The following is a 26,653-nucleotide window of genomic DNA, read 5'->3' as shown; positions in this document are numbered from 1 at the left end:
ATCCCTGGATATGCCTCCCGGTTCCCTTCCGCCCGCCCTGACCGACTGGTTCGCCGCCAAGGGCTGGCACCCGCGCTCGCACCAGCTGGCCATGCTGGAGGAAGCGCGCGCCGGGCGCCACGCGCTGCTGGTCGCGACGACGGGTGCGGGCAAGACGCTGGCGGGGTTTCTGCCGACCCTGACCGAGTTGATCGAGCAGCCGACCGAAGGGCTGCACACCCTCTACGTCTCGCCGCTGAAGGCACTGGCGGTCGACATTCGTCGCAACCTCGTGACCCCGATCGAGGAGATGGGCCTCGACATCCGGGTCGAGACGCGCACCGGCGACACCTCGTCGGACAAGAAGGCGCGGCAGCGGGTGAAGCCGCCGCAGATATTGCTGACCACCCCAGAATCGCTGTCGCTGCTCCTCAGCTACCCCGATGCGGCGACGATGTTCGCGGGCCTCAAGACCATCGTGGTGGACGAGGTCCATGCCTTCGCCACCGGCAAGCGCGGCGACCTGCTGTCCCTGTGCATGGCGCGGTTGCAGCGCCTTTCACCCGGCTTACGCCGCGTCGCGCTGTCGGCGACGGTGGCGGACCCGGACGGTTATCGCGCCTGGCTGGCGCCCGATGGCGACATCGATGCAGTCGGCCTCGTCACCGGCGAGCCCGGCGCGCCGCCGGACATAACGATCCTGTTGCCCGAGGACCGCATCCCCTGGGCCGGCCATTCGGGCCGCTACGCCGCCGCGCAGGTGATGCGAGTGATCGAGGCGAACCGGACCACCATCGTCTTCTGCAATACGCGCAGCCTCGCCGAACTCATCTTCCAGGATTTATGGAAGGCGAACGACAAGAGCCTGCCGATCGGTGTCCATCACGGCTCGCTCTCGTTGGAAGCGCGGCAGAAGGTGGAAGGCGCGATGGCGGACGGGCAGCTCCGGGCGCTGGTCGCGACCGCCAGCCTCGACCTCGGCGTCGACTGGGGCGATGTCGATTGCGTGATCCAGATGGGCGCGCCCAAGGGCTCGTCGCGGCTGCTCCAGCGGATCGGCCGCGCCAATCACCGGCTGGACGAATCGAGCCGCGCGATTCTCGTCCCCGGCAACCGCTTCGAATATCTGGAGGCGCGCGCCGCACTCGACGCGGTGGAGGCGGGCGAGCTGGACCCCGACCTCTTCCGTCCCGGCGCGCTCGACGTACTGGCGCAGCATGTCATGGCGTGCGCCTGCGCCGCGCCGTTCGAGCAGGGTGCGCTGCTCGATGAAATCCGCTCGGCCATGCCCTATTCGGCGCTGGACGACGCGACCTTCGACCGGGTGCTGCGCTTCATCGCGGATGGCGGCTATGCGCTGAAGGCCTATGATCGCTTCAAGCGGCTGGTCCAGCAGCCGGACGGGACGTGGCGCGTCACCCATCCGCAGTTCGTCACGCAGCACCGGCTGAACGCCGGGATCATCGTCGAGGCGACGATGCTGAAGGTCCGTTTCCGCAACGGCCGCCAACTGGGCCGCGTGGAGGAGGGATTCGCCGCCACCCTCGCGCCGGGCGACACCTTCTTCTTCGCCGGGCTCAGCCTGGAGGTGGAGTCGATCGACGGCGAGGACCTGATCGTCCGCGCCACCTCCCGGCCCGCGCGCATCCCGACCTATGGCGGCGCGCGGATGCCGCTTTCGACGAGTCTCGCCGACCGGGTCCGCGAATTCCTGGCCGACCGGCGCGCATGGGATCGCTTTCCCCCCGACGTGCATGACTGGCTGGAGATGCAGGACCGCCGCTCGGTCCTGCCCCGCCCCGGCCAGCTTTTGGTGGAGACCTTCCCGCGCGAGGGGCGGCACTACATGGTCGCCTATAGCTTCGAGGGGTGGAATGCGCATCAGTCGTTGGGGATGCTGATCACCCGGCGGATGGAGGCGCAGGGGCTGAAACCGCTGGGCTTCGTCGCCAGCGACTATGCGCTGGCGTGCTATGGGCTGGAGAAGGTGACCGATCCGGCGAGCCTCTTCTCGCCCGACATTCTCGAAAACGAGTTCGTCGACTGGGTGCAGCAATCGCACCTGCTCAAGCGCGCCTTTCGCGAGGTGGCGGTGATCGGCGGGCTGGTCGAGCGCCAGCATCCCGGCAAGCGCAAGACCGGGCGGCAGGTGACCTTTTCGACCGACCTGATCTACGACGTCCTGCGCAAATACGAGCCCGGCCATCTGCTGCTCCAGGCCGCGTGGGACGATGCGCGGGCGCGGATGACCGATGTGGGGCGGCTGGCGAATTTGCTCGACCGGGCGGGCGGCACGATGCTGCATGTCGATCTGGAGCGGGTGAGCCCGCTCGCCGTGCCGGTGCTGGTGCTGATCGGGCGCGAGCGGGTCGCGACGGGGAGTGCGGATGACGACCTGCTGATCGAGGCGGAGGCGATGGCGGCGGAGGCGATGGGAGAGTGAGTCCCTTGGCCTTCGACTTCGCTCAGGCTGAACGGAGCGGGGGAAGACCAATTTTCAAACATCCGTTCAGCCTGAGCGAAGTCGAAGGCCACGCCCCAACGCTCGCCTCTAGCCGCTCCCCTCCCGCAGGCGGGAGGGGATGGGGGAGGGAAAGCCACAGGCGACCAGCTCGGTGAGACACCCTGCCCTCCCCAAACCCCTCCCGCCTGCGGGAGGGGCTTCAGAAGGGCGCACTCGCGGCATTTCGATCACCCTGATCGCATCAAAAATGTTGCAATGCCGATCCCCCTTACGCAAATCTGATCCCGTGCTCCGCCAGTATGAACTCGTCGACCGCGTGCTCGACTATGACCCCCAGGCCGACGAGGCGCTGCTGAACCGTGCCTATGTCTTCTCGATGAAGGCGCATGGCAGCCAGAAGCGTGCCTCGGGCGATCCCTATTTCAGCCATCCGATCGAGGTGGCCGGCATCCTGACCGACATCCATCTGGATGACGAGACGATCGCCACCGCCATCCTGCACGACACGATCGAGGATACGGTCGCGACCTATGAGGAGATCGAACGCCTGTTCGGTCCCAATGTCGCGCGGCTGGTCGACGGCGTCACCAAGCTGTCCAAGATCGAGGCGCAGACCGAGAGCGAGCGCGCCGCCGAGAATCTGCGCAAGTTCCTGCTCGCCATGTCGGACGACATCCGCGTCCTCCTGGTGAAGCTGGCCGACCGGCTGCACAATATGCGCACGCTCCACCACATCGCGAAGCCGGAGAAGCGCCGCCGCATCGCGAAGGAGACGATGGACATCTACGCCCCGCTCGCCGAGCGGATCGGCATGTACGAGTTCATGAAGGAGATGCAGATGCTCGCCTTCCAGCAGCTCGAGCCCGAGGCGTATGAGTCGATTTCGCTGCGCCTGGCGCAGATGAAGGAGGGCGGCGGCGACCGGATTTCGCGGATCGCCTCGGGCCTGAAACTCCTCATGTCGCGCGGCGGGGTCGAGGCGGATGTGACCGGGCGCGAAAAGTCCGCCTTCTCGATCTTCCGCAAGATGAACGAGCGGCATATCAGCTTCGAGCAGCTGTCCGACGTCATGGCCTTCCGCGCGATCGTGCCGACCGAGGAGGATTGCTACCGCGCGCTGGGGCTGATCCACCGCCGCTGGCCGATGGTGCCGGGGCGGTTCAAGGACTATATCTCCACCCCCAAGCGCAACGGATACCGATCGCTGCACACATCCGTCATCCATGCCGACAATGCGCGTATCGAGATCCAGATCCGCACGCCCGAAATGCATGCCGAGGCGGATTTCGGCCTCGCCGCCCACTGGACCTACAAACAGGCGACCCGCCACGACGCGCAGGTCAGCTGGATTCGCGATCTGGTCGAGATTCTCGATACCGCGGGCAGCCCGGAAGAGCTGATCGAGCATACCAAGATGGCGATGTACCAGGATCGCATCTTCGCCTTCACGCCGAAGGGCGAGCTGATCCAGCTGCCGAAAGGGGCCACGCCGATCGACTTCGCCTATGCCGTGCACACCGATCTGGGCGACCAGGCGGTAGGAGCCAAGCTGAACGGGCGCGTCGTTCCGCTGTCGACCGTCATCTCGAACGGCGACCAGGTGCAGATATTGCGCTCGGCGGGTCAGACACCGCAGGCCAACTGGCTGAACCTGGCGATCACCGGCAAGGCGCTGGCCGCGATCCGCCGCCATCTGCGCCACGCCGAACGCGCCGAGCAGGTGACGCTGGGTCACAAGCTCTATGAGGATATCGTCCGCCGCCTGCCGGCCCAGATCGGCGCCGACGCGCTGACCCATGCGCTGCAACGGCTGAAGATGTCCGACGAGGCGCATCTGATGATCGCGATCGCCAGGCGGACGGTGTCGGATGCCGCGGTAATGGAGGCGCTGATGCCCGGATCGGCGGGCGCGGATGTCGCTGCGCTGCCGCCGCAGTCGAGCGCGATCTCGATCAAAGGGCTGACGCCCGGCGTCGCCTATGACCTGGCGCAATGCTGTCACCCGGTGCCGGGCGACCGCATCGTCGGCCTGCGCCGCCCCGATGCGGGGATCGAGGTGCACGCGATCCAGTGCCCGGTGCTCGCCGAACTGGCCGACCGCACCGACGAGGAAACCGACTGGGTCGACGTGTCCTGGGGCGACGAGAGCGAAGGCGCGACCGCGCGTATCTCGGTGATGGTCAAGAACGAACCGGGCGCGCTGGGCATCCTGGCGACGATCATCGGCCAGCATAAGGCGAACATCATCAACGTCCGGCTGGATACGCGCGACACGCGCTTCCACACGAACCTGATCGATGTCGAGGTGCATGATCTGCAACACCTGATGCGCCTGATCGCGGCCCTGCGCGCGGCCGATGTGGTGAGTTCGGTCGAGCGGGTTTAGGTTCGGGCAGAGGCGCGGAGGACGCAGAGATGTCCGGCGCGCGGAACGCGTATCCTGTCATCTTCGACGCTGAATGATGACGGTCGCCGAGGTGGTTGAACGAACCCCTCTGCGTCCTCCGCGCCTCTGCCCGAACAAATTCGTCTGTATTCCCCGGCGAAGGCCGGGGCCCAGTTGCGGTGCACGATCGAAGGTGCTGGGCGGATGCCTCCCCCGCATCGTTTCGTGCCTCCTAAGCCGCCAAGAAACTGGACCCCGGCCTTCGCCGGGGAACAATGCGGCATTGGATTTCCTGACACCCGGATGACGCCCGCGTAACAAAAAGCTGGAACCCCCGACGCGCCTACGCTTTGGAGACCCCAAACAGGGGAGCCTTAACATGCGTTTCGTCACCGCCGCCGCCATGCTCGCGCTCGTCGCGGCCCCCGTCGCGGCGCAGCAAGCCCGGTCGATCTCCGCCTCCGACAAGGCGCAGGGTGCGCAGGCCAACCCGGAACTCGTGAAGCAATATGGCGGTCGCTATACCGGCCCGCAGGCGGCGTTCGTCGAGCGGGTCGGCAAGCGGGTCGCGGTCCAGTCGGGCCTGTCGAATGCGCAGGGCGACTTCACCGTCACCACGCTCAACTCGCCGGTCGAGAACGCCTTCGCCATCCCCGGCGGCTATATCTATGTCACCCGCCAGTTGCTCGCGCTGATGAACTCCGAGGCCGAGCTTGCCTCGGTGCTGGGCCACGAAGTCGGCCATGTCGCCGCCCGCCATTCGCAGAGCCGCAACACCCGCTCGATCATCGGATCGATCCTGGCGGCGGGGGCGGGACTGTTGACCGGCAGCAATATCGCGACCCAGCTCGTCGGTACGGGCGCCCAGCTCTACACGCTGAAATATGGCCGCGATCAGGAATATCAGGCCGATGGGCTGGGCATCCGCTACATGACCGCCGCCGGCTATGATCCCTATGCCTCGGCCGACATGCTCACCTCGCTGGCCGCGTCGAGCAACCTCGCCGCGCGCACATCCGGCAAGGACGCCAACACCATTCCGACCTGGGCCTCCACCCATCCCAACAGCGCCGACCGGGTCCGCCGCGCCGCCGCGCTGGCGCAAGCGACCGGCCGCCCGGAGACCACCCCGCCGCAGGACACCGCCTTCCTGCGGATGCTCGACGGCCTGCCCTATGGCGACGATCCCAAGGAGGGTATCGTCGACGGCCAGACCTTCCGCCATCCCGGCCTCAAGCTGAAATTCACCGCGCCCAGCGGCTATGCCATCGCCAATGGCAGCGACGCGGTGAGCGTCGTCGGCCAGGGCGGACAGGCCGAGATGCGCTTGGCCCAGAGCAGCGACCTGTCCCAGGCGATCACCCAGCGTTTCGGCCAGCTCGGCACCGGCACGCCCTCGGGCCAACTCCAGAATGGCACCGCGAACGGCATTCCCTATGCCTGGGTGACGACCCGCGCCGCCGCCAATAACCGTGCGGTCGATGCGACCGTAGTCGCGTATCGTTTCCCCTCGGCGACCTATACCTTCACGCTGGTCACGCCTGCGGGCTCGGGCATCGGGCCGTTCCAGCCGCTGCTCGCCTCGGTCGCGCCACTTTCCACCGCCGAGGCCAATGCTATTCGCGGCAAGAAGATCAGCATCGTCACCGTCAAGGCCGGCGACACGATCGACAGCCTGTCGGCGCGCATGGCCTATCCCGATTACCGGCGCGAGCGGTTCGTGACGCTGAACGGGCTCGACCCGGAACAAGCGCTGGTGCCGGGTCGTTTGGTCAAGTTGGTCGTGAACGGGTGACGGACGGCTTCGACGCCGCTAAACCGGCGGCGTCATGAAGCGCCCTGCCCTGTCCGTCGTCGTCCCCTGCTATAACGAAGCCGCCTGCCTGGACGTGCTGCACGCGCGCATCTCGGGCGCGGCGCGCGCGGCGGTGGGCGAGGATTATGAGATCGTCTTCATCAACGACGGCTCGCGCGACGACAGCTGGCCGGTGATGCAGCGGCTGGCCGCCGCCGACCCGCATCTGGTCGCGATCAACCTGTCGCGCAATCATGGCCACCAGTTGGCGCTGACCGCGGGTCTCGACCTGTGCGCGGGCGAGCAGATCCTGATCATCGACGCCGATCTACAGGATCCGCCCGAACTCCTCACCGACATGCGCGCGACGATGGCGGCGCAGGGGGCGGACGTGGTCTATGCCGTGCGGCGCAAGCGCGCGGGCGAGACGCTGTTCAAGAAGGCGACGGCGGCGGTCTTCTACCGGATGCTCGACCGGCTGACCGACACGCCGATCCCGCTCGACACCGGCGATTTTCGCCTGATGAGCCGCCGCGCGCTTGACGCCCTGCAGTCCTTGCCCGAACAGGCGCGCTTCATTCGCGGCATGGTCGCCTGGGTCGGCTTCCGCCAGGTCCCCTTCCCCTATGATCGCGCCGAGCGCCATGCGGGCGAGACCCATTATCCGCTGGGCAAGATGATCGCGCTCGCCTTCGACGCGGTGACGGGGTTTTCGACCGCGCCCTTGCGCTGGGCCAGCCATATCGGCCTGGCGCTGACGGCCGCCTCGCTGTTGTTGATCGTCTATATCGCGATCGGCTGGCTGACCGGCACGGCGGTGCAGGGCTGGACCTCGACCATGCTCGTCACCGTGATCCTGGGCGCGGTGCAGATGTTCGTGCTGGGCATGATCGGCGAATATCTGGGGCGGCTCTACATCGAATCGAAGCGGCGGCCGCTCTACCTCGTCGCCGATGTGGTGGGGCCGGTGCAGGGCCATGCGCGGCTGGGCTATAGCGCGCATGAGGGGGCCAAGGACTTAGGCTGACGCCCTATCGCGATGGCCAGGTCCAGCGCGGGCGTTCGACATCCTCGACCAGCGTCTCGCCCAGTTCCTTGTGCAGGCGGAGGCTTCGCGCGTCCGGGCTCCGCTCGAGCGCTTCGACCAGCGGAGCGGCGTGCGACACCAGGATGATCTGGCACCGCGCCGAGGCCTTGACGATCAACCGCGCCAGGGGGCCGAGCAGATCGGGATGCAGGCTTGCCTCCGGCTCGTTGAGGATCATCAGCTCGGGCGGGCGCGGGGAGAGGAGCGCCGCGGCAAGCAATATGTAGCGCAGCGTGCCGTCGGACAGCTCGGTCACGGACAGCGGCCGCAACAGGCCGTGCTGGCGCATCTCCACCTCGAACCGCTCGCCGACCTGGAGCGTCGCGCCGTCAAAGGCGTCGGCGATGGTATCGGCCAGCGCCTCACGCTCGCCGATCTCGAAGATGGTCTGGATCGCCGCGCCGATATCGGCACCGTCGCCCGATAGAACCGGCGTGAAAGTCCCCACCTGCGCCCGGCGGGCGGGCGCGTCGCGATCGGTACGCAGATCGTCATAGAAGCGCCACCCGCGCATCCGCTCGCGCAATTGCAGCAGTTCCAGGCCGTCGCGACTGTCGGCGCAGTGAGTCACCATCGAGTCGACCGCCGGGATCGACCGCGCCCCGTCGCGCCAGCTGCCGCTATCGGCGTCGCGTAAGCGCACGAAATCGCCCCGCCGCTCGGCAAGCAGGTTGGACCGGCCGATCGCCGGACCCATCCACAGCGCCTCCAACTTGATCTCCGGGTCATGGTCGAAGCGCGAATTGCCGGGAATCGGCAGGCCCAGGTCGATCGCATAGCCATGATCGGCGGAGGAAAAGCCGAGCTTCAGGCTGACCGGTCCGTCGCGCCGCGTGCCCTGCACCGGCATATCGCCGCTCTTCATCGCCCGGCTGAACTTCTCCGGCCCTGCCCATAGGGTGGAGGACAATCCGCCTTCGCTCGCCAGCGAGGCGATCACCCGCCCCTGCGCGACATCGGACAACAGGCGGAGCGCCCGGTAGAGGCTCGACTTGCCGCTGCCATTGGCCCCCGTGACGACGGTCAGCGGCCCCAGCGGCACGACTAGGTCCCGCAGCGAGCGGTATCCGGATATGGCCAGTGTCTCGATCACGGCGGCCCGCTGTCCCCCTGCCCGTATCTTGTCGGTTTCCGGGTACAGCTTAGGATGGCACCGCTCGCCCTGTCCATCTTCGGCCCGTGTTCAGCCAGGACCGTCGATAAGGGGGAACCGCTTCGAGGGACATGATGATGACGCTCCTTACTCTTCTGGCCGCAACCGCGATCGCCGCGCAGCCGGCGCATGACGTGGTGGTCGACCTGACCCCATCCGGCGGTCAGCCCCAGCGCGCGCTCGTGTCGGTGCCCCCTGGCGCGCACGGCATGATCGTGATGCTGCCCGGCGGATCGGGTGAGGTCGGGATCGGGCGCGACGGTAGCATCGCGCATGGCGACAATTTCACCGTGCGCACCCGCACGCTCTGGGCGGCGAAGGGCTATGGCGTGGTGATCCCCGATGCGATCGGCGGCACCAACCAGCGCGGCCTGCGCAGTGCGCCCGCTTATGCCCAGATGATCGACCGCATGGTCACGCTGGCCCATCGCCAGGGGGTGGGACCGGTCTTCCTGCTGGGCACCAGCCAGGGGTCGATCGCGGCGATGAACGGCGCTGCGCACGCCGCGCCGGGGCGTATCGCGGGCGTCGTGCTGACCGAGTCGGTGTCGGTACTGGGGGGCAGCCATGAGACGGTGTTCGATGCCGATCCGAGCGGCGTCAGCGTGCCCGCGCTGGTCGTCGCCAATCGGGACGACGCCTGCAAGGTCGCGCCGCCCGACAATGCGCCGCGGATCGCCGCCGCGATGACGCACAGCCCGGACGTGAAGGTGCTGACCGTGTCGGGCGGGGTGACGCGGTCGGACAATGACTGCGGCTCGCTGACCCCGCATGGCTATTACGGGATCGAGGACAAGGTGGTGGGCGCGATCGTGCAGTGGATGGACGCGCATTCGGGGTGAGAATGGGGCTTGGCCTTCGACTTCGCTCAGGCTGAACGGGGTTTTGGAGCCAAGTCTATTCCCACCCTCCGTTCAGCCTGAGCGAAGTCAAAGCCTGTCCTGAGCCCGGCTTGGCAGGCAGCCGAAGGAGCCACGGGAAGGTCCCGCCCCTCCACCACCGCTGCGCGGTGGTCCCCCTCCCCAAGCATAGCTTGGGGAGGAATGGGTTCTCCAAATCCTCCCCATCCCCGATGGGGAGGGGGACCGCCCGGCGCAGCCGGGGGGTGGAGGGGCATCCCCCAAACGAAAAAGGGCCCGGGGTTTCCCCCGAGCCCTTCTCCTACCTCACGGCAAAGGATCAGTCGCGATCGCCGGTCAGGAAGGCCGGTGCGAATTCCGGATTCCCCTGCTCGCCGCCTTCGCGACGGGGACGGTCGCCACGGTCGCGGCGCGGGCCGCTGCGGCCTTCGCCGCCGCGTTCACCACCACGGTCGCCACCGTCACGGCGCGGACCGCGACCGCCTTCACGGTCGCCGCGCGGGCCACGGTCGCCGCGCGGTTCGCGCGGTTCGCGCGCCGGACGATTGTCCTCCAGCTCGGCGCCGGTTTCCTGGTCAACGACGCGCATCGACAGGCGAACCTTGCCGCGCGGGTCGATCTCGAGGACCTTGACCTTCACTTCCTGGCCTTCGCTCAGGACGTCCGAGACCTTCTCGACGCGCTCGTTCTTGATCTCCGAGACGTGGACCAGACCGTCCTTGCCGCCCATGAAGTTCACGAACGCACCGAAATCGACCAGGTTGACGACCTTGCCGTTGTAGATCTTGCCGACCTCGGCCTCTTCGACGATGCCCTTGATCCAGTTCATCGCGGCTTCGATCTGCGAACCATCCGACGAGCTGATCTTGATCACGCCCTCGTCGTCGATGTCGACCTTGGCGCCGGTGGTGGCGACGATCTCGCGGATCACCTTGCCGCCGGTGCCGATCACGTCGCGGATCTTCGACTTGTCGATCGTCATCGTCTCGATGCGCGGCGCGTGGGCCGACAGCTCGGTGCGGGTCGACGACAGCGCCTTGTTCATCTCGCCCAGGATGTGCGCACGGCCTTCCTTGGCCTGTGCCAGCGCGACCTTCATGATCTCCTCGGTGATACCGGCGATCTTGATGTCCATCTGGAGCGAGGTGATGCCCTCGGAGGTGCCCGCCACCTTGAAGTCCATGTCGCCCAGGTGATCCTCGTCACCCAGGATGTCGGACAGGACGGCGAAGTCCTTGCCTTCCAGGATCAGGCCCATGGCGATGCCCGAGACCGGACGCTTCAGCGGAACGCCCGCATCCATCAGCGACAGCGAGCCGCCGCAGACGGTGGCCATCGACGACGAGCCGTTCGACTCGGTGATGTCGCTGGTCACGCGGATGGTGTAGGGGAATTCTTCCTTGGTCGGCAGCACCGGGTGCAACGCACGCCAGGCCAGCTTGCCATGGCCGATCTCGCGACGGCCCGGCGCGCCGAAGCGGCCCACTTCGCCGACCGAATAGGGCGGGAAGTTATAGTGCAGCATGAAGTGCTGGTACGACAGGCCGTTCAGGCCGTCGATCATCTGCTCGGCGTCGCGGGTGCCCAGCGTGGTGGTCGCGATCGTCTGGGTCTCGCCGCGCGTGAACAGCGCCGAGCCGTGCGAACGCGGCAGGAAGTGGACTTCGGCCTCGATCGGACGGATCTGCGTGGTCGAGCGACCGTCGATACGGCGGCCGTCCTTCAGGATCGCGGTGCGGACGATCTCGGCTTCCAGCTTCTTGACCAGCTTGGCGGCGACCAGCTGCTCCTGCGGGGTGCGCTCGGCCATGGCGGCCTTCGCCTTGGCGCGGGCCTCGCCCAGCGCGGTCTGGCGCGCCTGCTTGTCGGTCAGCTTATAGGCGGCGGTGATGTCCTTGCCGACCAGCTTCTTCAGCTCGGCCTTCACGGTCTTCTGGTCGTCGCCGACCTTCAGCTCCCACGGATCCTTGGCGGCCTGCTCGGCCAGGTCGATGATCGCGTCGATGATCTGCTGCGATGCCTTGTGCGCGAACATGACCGCGCCCAGCATCACTTCCTCGGACAGCTCCTTGGCTTCCGACTCGACCATCATCACCGCATTGTGGGTGGCGGCGACGACCAGGTCCAGGTCACCGGCCAGCGCCTCGGCGTCGGTCGGGTTCAGCTGATACTCGCCATCGACATAACCGACGCGCGCGGCGCCGATCGGGCCCATGAAGGGCACGCCCGAGATGGTGAGCGCGGCCGACGCGGCGACCAGCGCCAGGATGTCGGGCTCGTTCTCGCCGTCATAGGAGAGCACCTGACAGATGCAGTTGATCTCGTTGTAGAAACCTTCGGGGAACAGCGGGCGGATCGGACGGTCGATCAGGCGGCTGATCAGCGTCTCACGCTCGGTCGCACCGCGCTCGCGCTTGAAGAAACCGCCGGGGATGCGGCCCGCCGACGAGAACTTCTCCTGATAGTGAACGGTGAGCGGGAAGAAGTCCTGGCCTTCCTTCACGGTCTTCGCGGCCGTCACGGCGCACAGCACCACCGTCTCGCCGAGCGTCGCGATCACCGCGCCGTCGGCCTGACGGGCCACCTTGCCGGTTTCGAGGGTCAGCGTCTTGCCGCCCCACTCGATGGCCACTTTCTTGGTATTGAACATGGAATATCCTTCACTCCGACGGGCCTATCCCGCCGGGGCCTATGGGTTGAGCCAAAATTGGCTCTGGAGGTCGGCCGAATTGCCGCCCTTCCGATTGCTCTACCCGGCCTTTGTACCGGGTTTGATGACATGAGGCTTTGGGGATGCGCCTTTGCGGCATCCGGTCGGCCCGGTGCTTCATACACCAGCCGATAAAAAAAGGGCACCCCCCGATGGGAGTGCCCTTTTTGGGTGGCTTAGCGCCCCGCTCTTACTTGCGGAGGCCGAGCTTGGCGATCAGCGCCAGATAGCGGTCGCCATCCTTGTGACGCAGATAGTCGAGCAGCGAGCGGCGCTTGTTGACCAGCATCAGCAGACCGCGGCGCGAATGATTGTCCTTCGCGTGCGTCTTGAAGTGCTCGGTCAGGTTCTGAATACGCTGGGTCAGGATCGCGACCTGGACTTCGGGCGAACCCGTGTCACCCTCGGCGCGGGCATGATCCTTGATGATTTCCTGGCGGCGTTCAGCGGTGATCGACATCGTGATCCTTTCTTCAATCGAGGTTGAAGCCGCGCACGACCCGGACGTTTCCGTCCAGCGCCTCTACCAGCGCCACCGGGTTCGCACCCAGCATCGCGAAATATTGGCCATCGTCCACGGCAATCCCGGCCAGCACACGCCCCTGACGGAGCGCCCCTGCCTGGTCGGGGTCGAGAGCAAGAGCCGGGATGTCGTCCAGCCCCGCCCTCAGCGGCAGGAGTATCTGTTCAAGGGTGCGCGCCTGCCCCATTTCGTTCAATTTGTCCAGCGTTATTGCCGGGGCGATTGTGAAGGGTCCGGCCTTGATCCGGCGGAGCATGGTGACATGGCCGACCGTGCCCAGCGCGAGGGCGATGTCGCGGGCGAGGGAGCGGATATAGGTGCCCTTCGAGACATGCGCGGTGAGGGTGATTTCAAACAATTCCTCCCCGGCACGGGGAGGGGGACCATCCGAAGGATGGTGGAGGGGGGCTTCCTCCACGGAATCACCTAGAGGCTTCCCCCCTCCACCATTCGCTGGCGCGAACGGTCCCCCTCCCCGTTCCGGGGAGGATTGGAGCGAATGAATCGTCACGGCGCGACTCGCCAGCACCACTTCTTCCCCGGCGCGCGCCAGGTCATAGGCGCGCTCGCCGTCGATCTTCAGCGCCGAATAGGCGGGCGGCACCTGGTCGATCGGCCCGGTGAAACGCGGCAGCACCGCCTCCAGCGCGTCGCGCGTGGGGCGCACGTCGCTGGTCGCCACTACCTCGCCCTCCGCATCCAGCGTCGACGTCTGTTCGCCGAAACGGATGGTGAAATCATACACCTTGTCGCTGTCGAGCATCCGCCCGGCCAGCTTCGTCGCCTCGCCCACCGCGATCGGCAACACGCCGGTCGCCAGCGGATCGAGCGTGCCGCCATGGCCGACCTTGATGCCCTTGCCATAGCCGCCCTGGCGCAGCACGCGCTTGACCGCGCTCACCCCTTGCGTCGAGCCGAGCCCCAGCGGCTTGTCGAGAATGATCCATCCATGCATCGGACGGCGTTAGTCGGGCTTCGCCATCCCCTCAAGCACCGGCGCGCCTGCCAGCGCCTCGCCGAAATGGCGGCGGCACAGCGCGACATAACGGTCGTTGCCGCCAATCTCGGTTTGCGCGCCCTCGGCGATCGCGCGGCCTTCGCCGTCGACGCGCAGGTTCATCGTCGCCTTGGCGCCGCAAACGCACACCGACTTGATCTCGCTGAGCGCATCGGCCAGCGCCAGCAGTCGCGCGGAACCGGGGAAGAGCTGCCCCTTGAAATCGGTGCGCAGACCGTAGCACAGCACCGGGATGCGGTGTCGGTCCGCCAGCCGCGCCAGCTGGTCCACCTGATCCGGCGTCAGGAACTGCGCCTCGTCGACCAGGATACAGGCCAGCGGCGTCCGGCCATGCCGCTCGAGCGCGCAGGCCTCCAGATCGGTCGTCGCCTGAAAGGGCGTCGCGGGCTGCGATAGGCCGATGCGCGAGGCGATCGTGCCATACGCAAAACGGTCATCGATCGCGGCGGTGAACAGCATCGTGTTCATCCCCCGCTCGCGATAGTTGAAATCGGCCTGCAACAGCATGGTCGATTTCCCGGCATTCATGCTGGCATAGTAGAAATAGAGCTTGGCCATAGGCCGCCCTTATCGGAAGGCGGCCCGTTTTTCGAGCGGGGCGAATCAAGGATGAACAGGGCGATGCGTATGGCCATGGCGGCGGCGCTGCTGACGACCAGTGCCGCGCCGACCGGCGGCATCGCCTATCATATCGACCCGACCCGTGCGCGGGTGCAGGCGAAGGTCGGGTTTTTCGGCCTGGGCAGCAAGACGGCGCTTTTCCCCAGGCTGGACGGGCGAGTCTCGCTGTCCGAGCGGGATGCGCAAGGCGTGACGCTCGACGTGCGGATCGACGCCCAGGCGCTGGAGGCGGGGGATTCGCTGACCCGCTCGCGGCTGCGCGGGCCCGATTTCTTCGATGTCGATCGCTATCCGCAGGTGATCTTTCACGGCGCGACCATGACTCGCACCGGACCGCACAGCGCGCAAGTGTCGGGGACCATCGCGGCGCGCGGCGTGACCCGCCCCGCGACGCTGGCCGTCGACTTTTCGCGCGACTTCGCCGCGATGACGGGGCGGGAGCCGGTGCATATCGCGGCATCTACGCGGATCGACCGGCGGGACTTCGGGATGGCCGCCTATCCGCTGATCGTCGGGCGACAGGTGACGATCATGATCGACGCCGATCTGGTGCCTGGGCGGGAATAGAGCCGGCCCCAATGGCCGTTCGGCCTTAGCGTACTCGACGGTGAAGGGTTTCGGTCCAATCTTGGTTCGCGCAGAGGCGCAGAGGACGCAGAGGAGCTTTCTCCGAATCCCCCCAGTGCCCCACTCCGGCGAAGGCCGGGGTCCAGTTGCTATGGACAGGCGGAGGCGCAGAGCGATTGCCTCCCTCGGCGCAGCGCGCCATCTACGACAGGGAGACTGGGCCCCGGCCTTCGCCGGGGTGGGGCGACGTTTAAACGTGGGGTGCTTCTTCTCTGCGCACTCCGCGCCTCTGCGCGAACCTTTTCCCTTGGCCTTCGACTTCGCTCAGGCTGAACGGAGGTAGGGATAGGCCAAAGTCACAATTCCGGGCCGGAAAGCGATCACGCCTCCCCTGCATCCTCTTCCAGATCCTGCGACACCTTGGGCGAGCGGAGCAGCGAGTCGATATGGCTGCCCTCGTCGAAGCTCTCGTCCGCCAGGAATTTCAGCTTTGCGGCATATTTCATCTTTACCCGGTGCGCGACCTCGCGCTGCAAATAGGCGGTGTTGGTGCGCAGCGCCTTGATCACCACCTCCTCGTCCTTGCCCAGCAGCGGCTTCACGAAGACGGTCGCGTGGCGCAGGTCGGGGGACATGCGCACCTCGGTCACGCTGACCATGTGCTTGGCCAGCGTATCGTCATGCACGTCGCCGCGCGCGAGGATTTCAGACAGGATGTGACGGACCTGCTCGCCCACGCGCAGCAGGCGGACCGAGGGTTCGGCGGGGTTTTTGGACTGGACCATATGTTTCTTCTCAAACGAAAATCGCGGCCGCCGGACGGGCGACCGCGATTCATTCCGGCATGAAGCGTGGGCGGCAGGACCTGTCCTGCCGCCCCGCGATCATCAGAGCGAACGCTCGCGCAGTTCGACCTCGAAGGTTTCGAGATAGTCGCCCGGCTTGATGTCGGTGAAGTTCTGCGTGAACGTCACACCGCACTCCAGACCGGCGCGAACCTCGGCGACATCGTCCTTGAACCGGCGGAGCGAGTTGATCTCGCCCTGGTAGATAATGACGTCGTTGCGCGTGATGCGGGCCTTCAGCGCCTTGCGGATGACACCCTCGGTGACCAGCAGACCGGCGGCCTTGCCGATCTTGCCCGCCGAGAAGACCTCGCGGATTTCGGCGCGGCCGACGACCGTTTCGAACGCCTCGGGGCCCAGCTCACCGGCCATGCCCGCCCGGATCTCGTCGATCAGGTCGTAGATGACGTCGTAGTACTTCAACGCCACCTTGTTCCGCTCGGCGATCTCGCGCGCCTTGGCATTGGCACGGACGTTGAAGCCGATGATCGGCGCGCCCGAAGCCGCCGCCAGCGTCACGTCCGACTCGGTGATACCACCGACGCCCGAGTGCAGGATGCGCGCCTTGATCAGATCCGACTGGATCTTGGTAATCGACGCCACGATCGCCTCGACCGTGCCCTGCGTATCCGCCTTCACGACCAGCGGATATTCCTTGGCCTGGTTCGCCTTCAGTGCCGAGAACATCGACTCCAGGCTGGCCGGGGCCGAGGTGGTGCGCTTCTGGAGCACAACGCTCTGGCGATACTCGGCGACTTCACGAGCGCGCGCCTCGTTCTCGACGACCTGCAACAGGTCGCCCGCCTGGGGTACGCCCGACAGGCCGAGAACCTCGACCGGCATCGCCGGACCCGCTTCCTTCACCTGACGGCCCTTGTCGTCGACCAGCGCGCGGACCTTCCCGCTTTCCGCGCCGACGACGAACACGTCGCCGACCTTCAGCGTGCCGCGCGTGACGAGCACGGTCGCGACCGGACCACGGCCCTTGTCGAGCTTGGCCTCGACCACGCTGCCTTCGGCAGGACGGTCGGGGTTGGCGGACAGTTCGAGCAGTTCGGCCTGAAGCTGGATCTTCTCGATCAGCGTATCCAGACCGATCTTCTTGAGCGCCGAGACTTCGACGTCCTGGGTTTCACCGCCCATGTCCTCGACCTGCACGTCATGCTCGAGCAGGCGCTCGCGGACGCGCTGGGCATTGGCGTCGTGCTTGTCGATCTTGTTGATCGCCACGATCATCGGCTTGCCCGCCGCCTTGGTGTGGTTGATCGCCTCGATCGTCTGCGGCATCAGCCCGTCATCGGCCGCGACCACCAGCACCACGATATCCGTGACGTCGGCACCACGGGCACGCATCTGGGTAAAGGCCTCGTGGCCCGGCGTGTCGAGGAAGGTAATCTTCGACTTGTCCTTCAGCGTGACCTGATAGGCGCCGATATGCTGGGTGATGCCACCGGCCTCGCCACGCACCACGTCGGTGCCGCGCAGCGCGTCGAGCAGCGAAGTCTTGCCATGGTCGACATGGCCCATGATCGTCACGACCGGCGGGCGTGGGCGCAGCGATTCCGCCGCATCCTCGCTGGTGTCGAGCGCCAGATCGATGTCGCTGTCCGAGACGCGGACGATGTTGTGACCGAATTCGGTCACCAGCAGCTCGGCCGTGTCCTGGTCGATGGTCTGCGTCATCGTGACGGGCATGCCCATCTTGAACAGCGCCTTGACCAGGTCCGCGCCCTTTTCGGCCATGCGGTTGGCCAGTTCCTGGACGGTGATCGCTTCCGGCACCTGCACGTCGCGGACCTGCTTGACCTGCGGCTCACGCGGGCCGCCAAAGCCACGCTTTTCCTTTTCGCGGGCACGCTTCAGCGCAGCGAGCGAGCGGGCGCGGGCGCCGTCCTCGTTCAGAGCGCGCGTGACGGTCAGCTTGCCGCCGCGACGCTCGTCACCCTTGCGATCACGCTGCTGCGGACGGCTGGGTGGCGCATTGCGCGGAGTCGGCTGGCCTGCGGGCATGGCACGCGGCGCGCCGCCCGACGGGGCCGAAGCGGTGTTGCTGGCCGGCTGCGCCGCCGGAGCCGCCGCGGCGGCCGGAGCAGGCGCGGGCTTGGGCGCGGGCTTCGGGATTTCGGGACGCTGCACCGGCGAGAAGCGGCGCGGCGCGGGCATCGACGGATCGCGACCCAGGACCGGCGGGGTCTGCACCACGGGCGCAGGGACCGGAGCGGGCGCAGGCGCGGGCTTTGCCGCAACCGGCGCGGGGGCGGGCGCCGGTGCCGGTGCCGGTGCGGATACCGCGACCTTCGGTTCCTCGACCTTGGGCTCGGGCGCCGGGATCACCGGACGCTCGACCGGGCGGAAGGGACGCGCCTGGACCGAGATGGTCGGCGCGGCCTCCACCGGCTGTACCGGGGTTTCGACCGGCACTTCGGCGACGGGCTCGGGCGCAGGGGCCGGAGTCGGCTCCGGAGCGGGCGCAGGCGCCTTGGCGGCTTCCGCCTCGGCGCGGGCGCGTTCCTCGGCACGGGCACGCTCTTCCTCGGCGCGCTGCTGACGCTCGGCGTCCTCGCGGCGACGCATCTCTTCCTGCATCGCCAGGCGCTGCTCCTCGGCCTCGCGCAGCAGACGGGCCTGACGCTCCTGCGCCGTCTCGTTCGACGGAACCGGGCGCGGCGGGGCGACCGGTGCGGGCGCAGGCGCGGCCACCGGTGCCGGGGTCGGCGCAGGGGCAGCCGCCTCGGGCGCTCCACCCTGCGGGCCCAGGACGCGACGGCGCTTCGTCTCGACGATCACGGTGTTCGAGCGGCCGTGGCTGAAGCTCTGCTTCACCTTGCCGGTCTCGACCGTGCGCTTCAGCCCCAGGGGCTGGCGCATTCCGAGTTTCGGCTTGTCGTTGTCGGTCTCGCTCACTCAAAATCCTCGTGTACGGTCACGGCCGGTCGGTCACCAGTAAGGTCGGACGCCGATGCGCCTTGCGAGGCCGTTTCGCAAGGCGTTGCCACAGGGTCGGGTCCGATAAAATGCAGCCAGCGGTCGAGCGCTTCGCTCACCCGCTTTGCCGCGTTACGATCTGTCAGGCCGATGTGTACCACATTTTCGCGGCCCAACGCCATTGACAATATGGGGCGTGTGGCGGGCAGTGCCAACCCCTTGAGATCGGAACCTTCACGCCCCGATCCCACGCGCCACGCCTGCGCCAGCTTGCGACAGCCATCCTCGCCCGCATCCGCCGCATGATAGAGCGCGTGCAATTGCCCCGAGCGCGCCGCCGTCGCGATCTTGTCCGATCCGGTCAACAGCATCCCCGAACGCGACTCGAGTCCCAGCCGGTCGAGCGCGTTGCGCTCCAGCGCGGCGGTGATCAGCGCGGGCAGGTCGTCCGGGATGGTGAACTCGCCCGTCTTGAACGCGCGCGCCAGTGCCCCCTTCAACTTGCCCTTGGCGATGGCCGCCTCAAGCTCGGCACGGGTCACGGCGATCCAGCCGCCCCGCCCCGGCGCTTTCGCCCGAACATCGGGCAGCACCCGACCGTCGGGCGCCAGCGCCAGACGGATCAGGTGCGGCCGTGCGTCATGCTCGCCCGACAGGATGCAGCGGCGGACCGGCCCGTCGATCGAGTCGCGGGCGGCCTTCGCGGCATTGCGGGGGCTCCGGCCCTTGGAGGCCGGAGTATCGTTTACGCCAGCGCGCTCATTGTCCCGGTTCCGCATGTGCGTCTCCCCGGGGGCTAGTGGGCGCATCACGGTCGGCGATCAGCTGACCGCCCGCGCCGTAATTTTCAGGAGAGACCTCCTCGATCACGATCTGGACGGCGGCCGGGTTCTTGCCCAGCCGCTCCACCAGCGAACGAGTCACGTCGGCGACGATCTCGGCCTTTTGCTGCTTGGAGGCGGTGCCCGCCAGACGGATCGAGACGAACGGCATCAGGCTTCGTCGCCCTCCGCTTCGGCCGCCTCGGCAACGGGCTCTTCCTCATCGGTGAACCAGTGGGCGCGCGCGGCCATGATGATCTCGTTGCCCTGCTCGTCGCTCAGGCCGTACTCGGCGAGGATGCCGCCCTTCGGCGCGGCGCGCGGGGTATCGTCGCCACGACGACGCGGCTCGGTACGCTTCTTCTCGACCAGTTCGTCGGTCGCGAGGTCGGCGAGATCGTCGAGCGTCTTGATGCCCGCCTTGCCCAGCGTGACCAGCATCGCCTCGGTCAGGTAAGGCATCTCGGCCAGCGCGTCCTCGACGCCCAGCGCACGACGTTCATCACGCGCAGCCTGCTCGCGGCGGTCGAGCGCTTCCTGCGCCCGGCTCTGCAGCTCCTGCGCCAGGTCCTCGTCGAAGCCTTCGATCGCGGCCAGCTCGTCGAGCTCGACATAGGCGACCTCTTCCAGCGCGCCGAAGCCTTCGGCGACCAGCAGCTGGGCCAGCGTCTCGTCCACGTCCAGTTCGTTCTGGAACAGCTCGGAGTTCGCCACGAACTCCTTCTGACGCTTCTCGGAGGCATCGGCCTCGGTCAGAATGTCGATCGCCTTGGCGGTCAGCTGGCTGGCGAGGCGGACATTCTGGCCGCGACGGCCGATGGCGAGCGACAGCTGATCGTCGGGAACGACGACCTCGATCCGGTCCTCTTCCTCGTCGATCACGACGCGGCTGACGTTCGCGGGCTGAAGCGCGTTGACCACGAAGGTTGCGGTGTCGGGCGACCAGGGGATGATGTCGATCTTCTCGCCCTGCATTTCCTGCACGACGGCCTGCACGCGGCTGCCCTTCATGCCGACGCAGGCGCCAACCGGGTCGATGCTCGAGTCGTGCGAAATCACGCCGATCTTGGCGCGGCTGCCCGGATCGCGCGCGGCGGCCTTGATCTCGATGATGCCGTCATAGATTTCGGGCACTTCCTGCGCGAACAGCTTCTTCATGAAGTCCGGATGCGCACGGGACAGGAAGATCTGCGGCCCGCGATTCTCGCGACGCACGTTCAGGATCAGCGAGCGGATGCGGTCGTTCACGCGGACGACTTCGCGCGGGATCTGCTGGTCGCGACGGATCACGCCCTCGGCGCGGCCCAGATCGACGACGATGTGGCCGAACTCGACGCGCTTGACGACGCCGGTGATGATCTCGCCCTGGCGGTCCTTGAACTCATCATACTGACGGTCGCGCTCGGCGTCGCGGACCTTCTGGAAGATGACCTGCTTGGCCGCCTGCGCCGCGATGCGACCGAATTCGATCGGGGGCAGCGGATCGACGATGAAGTCGCCGATCGCGGCACCCTTTTGCAGCTTCTCGGCCCCCTTCAGGTCGATCTGCTTATAATAGTCATCGACCTGCTCGACCACCTCGACGACGCGCCACAGGCGCAGGTCGCCCGAGTTCGGATCGAGCTTGGCGCGAATGTCGTTCTCGGCACCGTAGCGGGCACGGGCGGCGCGCTGGATCGCGTCCTCCATCGCCTCGATGACGATGCCCTTGTCGATCATCTTTTCCGAGGCGACCGCATTCGCGATCGCGATCAGTTCCGCCTTGTTGGCGGAAATGGCGGTAGCCATCAGTGCCGTCCTTCCGTGGTGGCGCCGTCCTGTTCGGGCGCGTCCTGATAATAAACCTCTTCCGCGCCCTCGAAGGACAGCGGCACCGTCGCGGCGATCAGCCGGTCGGTCATGACGAGCTTGGCGTCCTCAATGGCGGCGAAGGGCAGTTCGTGGCGAACCTCTTCCCCGTCGACGATGATAACGGTGTCGCCCTCGACCCCGGCCAGATCACCCTTGAACTGCTTGCGGCCGTTCAGCTTCTCGGCGAGCGTGATCCGCGCCTCATGCCCCGACCAGTCGGCGAAATCCTTCAGCCGGGTCAGCGGGCGGTCGATACCGGGCGAGGAGACCTCCAGCCGGTACGCATGGTCGATCGGATCGCGGCCCTGCTCCTCCAGCGCGTCCATCACGTCCGAGATGCGGCGCGACAGGTCGGCGCAGTCGTCGATGTTGAGCTGGCGCGTGTCGGGACGCTCGGCCATCACCTGCAGCGTGGGGTCCGACGTGCCGCCATACATCTTCACGCGCACGAGCTCGAAGCCGAGCGCTTTCGCCTCGGGTTCGATGAGTTGCGTCAGAAGGGCGATGTCCGCCATGAAAGCTCCAGATGTGCCGGTGCGCCGCCGCGGAACCCGTCCCGCAGCCTCTTTCACCCGACGATGTAAGAGAATGCCGCAGTCTATACACGTGAAGCGCTGACGAAACAAGCGTCCCTGTCGAAGCGTTGGCGGCCCATCGGGCCGGTCAGGGGCCCACCGGGAGAGTTGATCATGAAACTGCCGTTGTTTGCCGCCCTGCCGGTGGCCCTTCTCGCCTGTTCGGGCAACGGGCCCGTGCCCGATGAGGCCGGGGGCACGCCTCCCGTGGCCGTGACGCCCGGGGGCACGCCGTCCCCCTCGCCGTCCGCCACCGCCACGCCGCCCGCGACGGTGGTCGACGGCCAGCCCTTTGGACGCACCGTGATCGCCGATTTCGATGCACCCTGGGCGATGACCTTCCTGCCCGACCGACGGATGCTGGTCACGGAGAAGGACGGGCGGATGCTGCTGGTCAGCGCGGACGGGCAACAGCGCCAGACGATCGCGCGGATCGCGGTCGATTCGGCGGGCCAGGGCGGATTGATGGACGTGGTCCTTGCCCCCGACTTCGCGCAGTCGGGCCGCGTCTATTTCAGCTATTCGGCCGCGACCGATGGCGGCAAACATGTCGTGCTGGCGCGCGGTCGCCTGCAGGAGGCGAACGGTACGGCCCAGCTGACGGGCATCGAGACGCTCTGGGGCGCGAGCCCCGCCGTCACCGGCGACGGCCATTATTCGGGCCGCATCGCCTTCTCCCCCGATGGCCGATATCTGTTCTTCACGGCAGGCGAGCGACAGAAATTCACGCCCGCCCAGGATCCCAAGGCGACGCTGGGCAAGGTCCTTCGCCTGACCCCGGACGGCAAGCCCGCCGCCGGCAATCCGCTGGCGGCGCAGGGGTTCGACCCGGCGGTCTGGTCCTATGGCCATCGCAACCTGCTCGGCCTCGCCTTCGATGCTTCGGGTAATCTCTGGGAGCAGGAAATGGGGCCCAAGGGCGGCGACGAGGTCAATCTGATCCTGCCGGGCCGCAATTATGGCTGGCCCAACGCCTCCAACGGATCGCATTATGACGGCCGCGACATTCCCGACCACCGCGCGGGCGACGGATATGAAGCGCCCAAGGTCTGGTGGAACCCGGTCATCTCGCCAGGCGGGCTGATGATCTATTCGGGATCGCTGTTCCCGCAATGGCGCGGCGATGCGTTCATCGGCGGCCTGTCGAGCAAGTCGCTGGTCCGTGTCGACCTGAACGGTACCGAGGCGAGCAAGGGCGACCAGTGGGATATGGGCGCCCGCATCCGCGAGGTCGAACAGGGCCCCGACGGTGCCATCTATGTCCTGGAGGATGGCGGCGAATCGCAGGGGCGCCTCATCCGGCTGACACCCGCCTGAGCGCCCTTCGCCCCGGCATGGCCATCATCGCCGGGGCGGTTTTCTTTTGGTCTTACAATAGGTCTTGACCTCACGCGCCCCGCGCGGCGATCCTGAGGAAAAGACGGGCGATCCGGGATTCGCTCCACCCTAGGGAGACGAATCATATGCGACCGCCGCAGCCCATGCCGCCCGAGCGGGAGCTTGCCGTCGAGGCCCATTCGCGCGACTCGCGCCTGTCGCGGGGATTGTCCGGCACCAATCTGGAACGCGCGGGCGACTATAATCTGCGCACCGTCCTGCAGGTCATCCGCCTGCACCGCGAAACGACGCGGATCGCCATTTCCAACCAGACCGGGCTGACCCCGCCAACCATCGCCAACATCACCGGGCGGCTGATCGAGATGGGGCTGATCCGCACCGCCGGACGACTGCATCGCGGGCGCGGGCAACCGGCACTGCGCATCGAGCTCTGCCCGGACGGCGCCTATGGCATCGGCCTGACCATCGACCGTGACCATCTGGCCATCGCGATCCTCGACCTGAGCGGCGCGGTGCGCGCCCGTGCCACGCGCGAGATCGCCTTTCCCAGCCCGGATGACGTGCTCGCCTTTATCGGTGACGCATTGGAACCGGCGCTGGCCGGGGGGGCGGTCGACCGGGCTCGCGTGCTGGGCGTCGGCGTCGCGATGCCCGACGGGGTCGACCGCTCGCTCCCCAACCAGACACGGGGTTACGACGCCTGGGTCGGGGTCGATCTGGAGACGTTGCTGGCACCGTTGCTGCCCTGGCCGATGTACCGCGACAACGACGCCGCCGCCGCCGCACTGGGCGAGGCACAGCACGACCATGACTTTGCCAGCCCTAGCTTCTTCTACCTGCTGATCACCGCGGGGCTGGGCGGCGGGCTGGTCATCGACCGCACCTATCATCGCGGCGCGCATCACCGGTCGGGTGAGATCGGGCTGATTCCCGACCCCACGGCGGGGCGACCCGGCGCGATCGTGCAGGATACGGTGTCGCTGGCGGGGCTGGAGGTGCGGCTGAAGGCGGCGGGCTACCGACTCGATTCGCCCGAGACGCTGGGCGATGGCGACGACCCGATGCTGTGTTCGGTCATCGACCGGTGGATCGAGGATTCGATCGCGTCGCTGCTCCAGCCCATCGTCGCGGTCACCACGCTATTCGATCCCCATGCGATCCTGATCGGCGGGCGCCTGCCCGGCTGGCTGCTCCACCGACTGACCGAGGGGTTGAGCATGGCGCTGGCCGGGATCGAACTGCCCGCCCGTCCCGCGATCCGCCCCGCCCGCAGCGCGCAGGACGCCCCCGCGATCGGCGCGGCGATGCTGCCCTTCATGGACCAGCTCTTGCCGTCGGACTCGATCCTGATCCAGGCCGGGCGGGGTTAAAGCCCCACCCCCGAACCTCCGTTCCGCCTGAGCGAAGTCGAAGGCCAGGCCGGCCCCTCTCCGCGGGCTTTTGGCCAACATGTCCCCTTGGCCTTCGACTTCGCGCAGGCGGAACGGGGCGAGGGAAGCCAAAGAAAAAAGGCCCGCCTCCTCGTGGGAAGCGGGCCTTGTCGGCTCTCAGCGACGGGATGATCAGCCCGCCATGTCCTCCAACTCGCGCCCCCGCGTCTCGTTGACCATCGCGCGGACGAAGAAGAACGACACCGCCGCAAAGAAGGCATAGCCGAAATAGGTCACGCTCAGCCCCGGCGACACCGCCAGCGCGGGGAAGCTGACCGAGATCGCGGCATTGGCGATCCACTGCGCAAAACCCGACACCGCCAGGCCCGAGCCGCGGATCTGGTTCGGGAACATCTCGCCCAGCATCACCCACATGACCGGGCCCCAGCTGGCGTTGAAGAAGATGACGTACAGATTCGCCGCAACCAGCGCGATCACGCCATTATTGCCGGGCAGGCTGACCGCCCCGTTCGCGCCGGTGACGGCGGTCGAAAAGGCATAGGCGACGATCGCCAGCGTCACCGCCATGCCCGCCGAACCGATCAGCAGCAGCGGCTTGCGGCCGATCTTGTCGACGGTCGCGATGGTGAACAGGCACGCGCCGATCGACAACACACCCGACAGGATGTTGGTCTGGAGCGCATAATCCTCCGAAAAGCCGACCGCTTCCCACAGGGTCGCGCCATAATAGAAGACGACGTTGATGCCGACCAGCTGCTGGAACACGGCCAGGCCGATGCCCGCCCACAGGATCGGGCGGATCTTGCCGGTGGTCTTGTCGACCAGGTCGGACAGCTTGGGCTTGTGCTGGTCGGCGGCCAGCGAGCGGCGGATGTCCGCCACCTTGCGGGTCGCCTCGGCCTCGCCGAACAGCTTGGTCAGCACGATGTGCGCATCGGCCTCACGACCCTTGGCGACCAGGAAGCGCGGGCTCTCCGGAATGATCGAGAGCGCCAGGAAATAGATCGCCGCCGGGATCGCCTGAAGCCAGAACATCCAGCGCCACGCCGGAAAGCCCAGCCAGAACTCGGCGGTCGAGCCACCGGCATAGCGGGCCAGCGCGAAATTCGCGACGAAGGCGCCGGTCAGGCCGGTGATGATCATCACCTGCTGCACGCTCGACAGCCGTCCGCGAATCGAGGCGGGGGTCACTTCGGAGATATAGACGGGCGAGATGACGCTGGCCGCGCCGACGCCCAGGCCGCCGATGATGCGCGCCAGGATGAAGATCGCCGAGCTGCTGGCGGCACCGGCGAGCAGCGCGCTGACCAGGAAGAGCCCGGCGGCCAGCATCATGACGTTGCGGCGGCCGATCGCATCGGCCAGCCGTCCGGCGCCGAACGCACCGATCGCCGAGCCGACCAGGATCGCGCCGACATTGACGCCTACGCCCAGACGGCCAAGGTCGAACGCGGCTTCCAGCCCCTTTTGGGTGCCGTTGATCACGCCCGAGTCATAGCCGAACATGAAACCGCCGATGGTCGCGACAACGACGATCGCGGCGATGAATCCATGGTTGACGCTTTCCGCGCCCCCATTTCTGGTCGTATCGGTCACTTCGGGCCCTCTCCTCATCCGCACGGTAGCGTCTTCGCCTATCCGCACGTTTCTGTCCTGTCACCAGCGCACATGCGCACGGCTCTGAATGGTAACGCTATCTTAAAACACCGCCCCGTCAAGCGGGTGCGTATGCGGTTCGTGCCCA

At 67.1% G+C, this 26,653-nt stretch carries 20 protein-coding genes; 8 read left to right on the top strand and 12 right to left on the bottom strand.

The genetic code is table 11. The features are described 5' to 3' along the window. Positions 1-10 precede the first annotated feature (10 nt). The 4 genes from QZ546_RS10790 to QZ546_RS10775 all read left to right on the top strand — a co-directional run bounded on the left by QZ546_RS10790 (position 11) and on the right by QZ546_RS10775 (position 7,651). Positions 11-2,422, top strand: a complete 2,412-nt coding sequence (locus QZ546_RS10790) for a ligase-associated DNA damage response DEXH box helicase (RefSeq protein WP_294237051.1) — start codon at positions 11-13, stop codon at positions 2,420-2,422. A 307-nt stretch (positions 2,423-2,729) separates the two neighbouring features. Continuing rightward, complete coding sequence (locus QZ546_RS10785; RefSeq protein ID WP_294237048.1) at positions 2,730-4,829, top strand: bifunctional (p)ppGpp synthetase/guanosine-3',5'-bis(diphosphate) 3'-pyrophosphohydrolase; 2,100 nt, start codon at positions 2,730-2,732, stop codon at positions 4,827-4,829. A gap of 379 nt (positions 4,830-5,208) precedes the next feature. Further along, positions 5,209-6,624 carry a M48 family metalloprotease gene (locus tag QZ546_RS10780; protein WP_294237045.1) on the top strand — a complete coding sequence of 472 codons (1,416 nt, stop codon included), beginning with the start codon at positions 5,209-5,211 and terminating at the stop codon, positions 6,622-6,624. A 34-nt stretch (positions 6,625-6,658) separates the two neighbouring features. Continuing rightward, the gene (locus tag QZ546_RS10775; protein WP_294237043.1) at positions 6,659-7,651 is read left to right on the top strand and encodes a glycosyltransferase family 2 protein; all 993 of its coding nucleotides are present in this window, start codon (positions 6,659-6,661) and stop codon (positions 7,649-7,651) included. 4 nt (positions 7,652-7,655) lie between these two features. Here QZ546_RS10775 and QZ546_RS10770 read toward each other — a convergent pair whose 3' ends face one another. Continuing rightward, a complete protein-coding gene (locus QZ546_RS10770; RefSeq protein ID WP_294237041.1) occupies positions 7,656-8,804 on the bottom strand; it encodes an AAA family ATPase in 1,149 nt (382 codons plus the stop codon). Positions 8,805-8,935: 131 nt separating this feature from the next. Here QZ546_RS10770 and QZ546_RS10765 point away from each other — a divergent pair, with 131 nt between their 5' ends. After that, the gene (locus QZ546_RS10765) at positions 8,936-9,706 is read left to right on the top strand and encodes an alpha/beta hydrolase (protein ID WP_294237038.1); all 771 of its coding nucleotides are present in this window, start codon (positions 8,936-8,938) and stop codon (positions 9,704-9,706) included. A 337-nt stretch (positions 9,707-10,043) separates the two neighbouring features. On the opposite strand, the gene pnp is transcribed toward QZ546_RS10765, so the two are convergent. From pnp to QZ546_RS10745, 4 genes are all read right to left on the bottom strand, one after another. Beyond that, positions 10,044-12,374, bottom strand: coding sequence for a polyribonucleotide nucleotidyltransferase (gene pnp / locus QZ546_RS10760; RefSeq protein WP_294237035.1), 2,331 nt, complete (start codon positions 12,372-12,374; stop codon positions 10,044-10,046). A gap of 250 nt (positions 12,375-12,624) precedes the next feature. Then, positions 12,625-12,894 (bottom strand): 30S ribosomal protein S15, encoded by a 270-nt coding sequence (rpsO, locus tag QZ546_RS10755; protein WP_007406197.1) that lies wholly within the window; start codon positions 12,892-12,894, stop codon positions 12,625-12,627. A gap of 13 nt (positions 12,895-12,907) precedes the next feature. Next, positions 12,908-13,912 carry a tRNA pseudouridine(55) synthase TruB gene (gene truB / locus QZ546_RS10750; RefSeq protein WP_294237032.1) on the bottom strand — a complete coding sequence of 335 codons (1,005 nt, stop codon included), beginning with the start codon at positions 13,910-13,912 and terminating at the stop codon, positions 12,908-12,910. 9 nt (positions 13,913-13,921) lie between these two features. Continuing rightward, entirely contained in the window at positions 13,922-14,533 is a 612-nt protein-coding gene (locus QZ546_RS10745; protein WP_294237029.1) for a thymidine kinase, read from the bottom strand. A gap of 63 nt (positions 14,534-14,596) precedes the next feature. Between QZ546_RS10745 and QZ546_RS10740 the strand changes: the two genes are divergently transcribed. Continuing rightward, positions 14,597-15,163 (top strand): YceI family protein, encoded by a 567-nt coding sequence (locus tag QZ546_RS10740; RefSeq protein ID WP_294237026.1) that lies wholly within the window; start codon positions 14,597-14,599, stop codon positions 15,161-15,163. A 380-nt stretch (positions 15,164-15,543) separates the two neighbouring features. Here QZ546_RS10740 and rbfA read toward each other — a convergent pair whose 3' ends face one another. The 6 genes from rbfA to rimP all read right to left on the bottom strand — a co-directional run bounded on the left by rbfA (position 15,544) and on the right by rimP (position 22,120). Continuing rightward, complete coding sequence (rbfA, locus tag QZ546_RS10735) at positions 15,544-15,948, bottom strand: 30S ribosome-binding factor RbfA (protein WP_294237023.1); 405 nt, start codon at positions 15,946-15,948, stop codon at positions 15,544-15,546. 102 nt (positions 15,949-16,050) lie between these two features. Next, entirely contained in the window at positions 16,051-18,912 is a 2,862-nt protein-coding gene (infB, locus tag QZ546_RS10730; RefSeq protein WP_294237021.1) for a translation initiation factor IF-2, read from the bottom strand. Further along, entirely contained in the window at positions 18,909-19,712 is an 804-nt protein-coding gene (locus QZ546_RS10725) for a DUF448 domain-containing protein (protein ID WP_294237019.1), read from the bottom strand. The genes infB and QZ546_RS10725 overlap by 4 nt, the downstream gene beginning before the upstream one ends. Then, positions 19,693-19,926 (bottom strand): 4-oxalocrotonate tautomerase family protein, encoded by a 234-nt coding sequence (locus QZ546_RS10720; protein WP_294237016.1) that lies wholly within the window; start codon positions 19,924-19,926, stop codon positions 19,693-19,695. Before QZ546_RS10720 ends, QZ546_RS10725 begins: the two co-directional genes overlap by 20 nt. Then, complete coding sequence (nusA, locus tag QZ546_RS10715; RefSeq protein WP_294237013.1) at positions 19,926-21,542, bottom strand: transcription termination factor NusA; 1,617 nt, start codon at positions 21,540-21,542, stop codon at positions 19,926-19,928. Before nusA ends, QZ546_RS10720 begins: the two co-directional genes overlap by 1 nt. Continuing rightward, positions 21,542-22,120, bottom strand: coding sequence for a ribosome maturation protein RimP (rimP, locus tag QZ546_RS10710; protein WP_294237011.1), 579 nt, complete (start codon positions 22,118-22,120; stop codon positions 21,542-21,544). Before rimP ends, nusA begins: the two co-directional genes overlap by 1 nt. A 174-nt stretch (positions 22,121-22,294) precedes the next feature. Here rimP and QZ546_RS10705 point away from each other — a divergent pair, with 174 nt between their 5' ends. Both QZ546_RS10705 and QZ546_RS10700 read left to right on the top strand, forming a co-directional pair. Then, positions 22,295-23,497: a PQQ-dependent sugar dehydrogenase gene (locus QZ546_RS10705; protein ID WP_294237008.1), complete on the top strand. Its 1,203-nt coding sequence runs from the start codon at positions 22,295-22,297 to the stop codon at positions 23,495-23,497. Positions 23,498-23,643: 146 nt separating this feature from the next. Then, entirely contained in the window at positions 23,644-24,888 is a 1,245-nt protein-coding gene (locus QZ546_RS10700) for an ROK family protein (protein ID WP_294237004.1), read from the top strand. Positions 24,889-25,080: 192 nt separating this feature from the next. Here the strand turns inward: QZ546_RS10700 and QZ546_RS10695 are convergent, their stop codons facing one another. After that, positions 25,081-26,505, bottom strand: a complete 1,425-nt coding sequence (locus tag QZ546_RS10695) for a sugar porter family MFS transporter (RefSeq protein WP_294237000.1) — start codon at positions 26,503-26,505, stop codon at positions 25,081-25,083. Positions 26,506-26,653 lie beyond the last annotated feature (148 nt).

Origin of the sequence: uncultured Sphingomonas sp. (genome assembly GCF_913062585.1) — a bacterium.
In the GTDB taxonomy this organism is placed as follows: Bacteria; Pseudomonadota; Alphaproteobacteria; order Sphingomonadales; family Sphingomonadaceae; genus Sphingomonas.
Note: the sequence above shows the minus strand (reverse complement) of the source record. Positions and strands in the feature narration are given on the sequence as shown.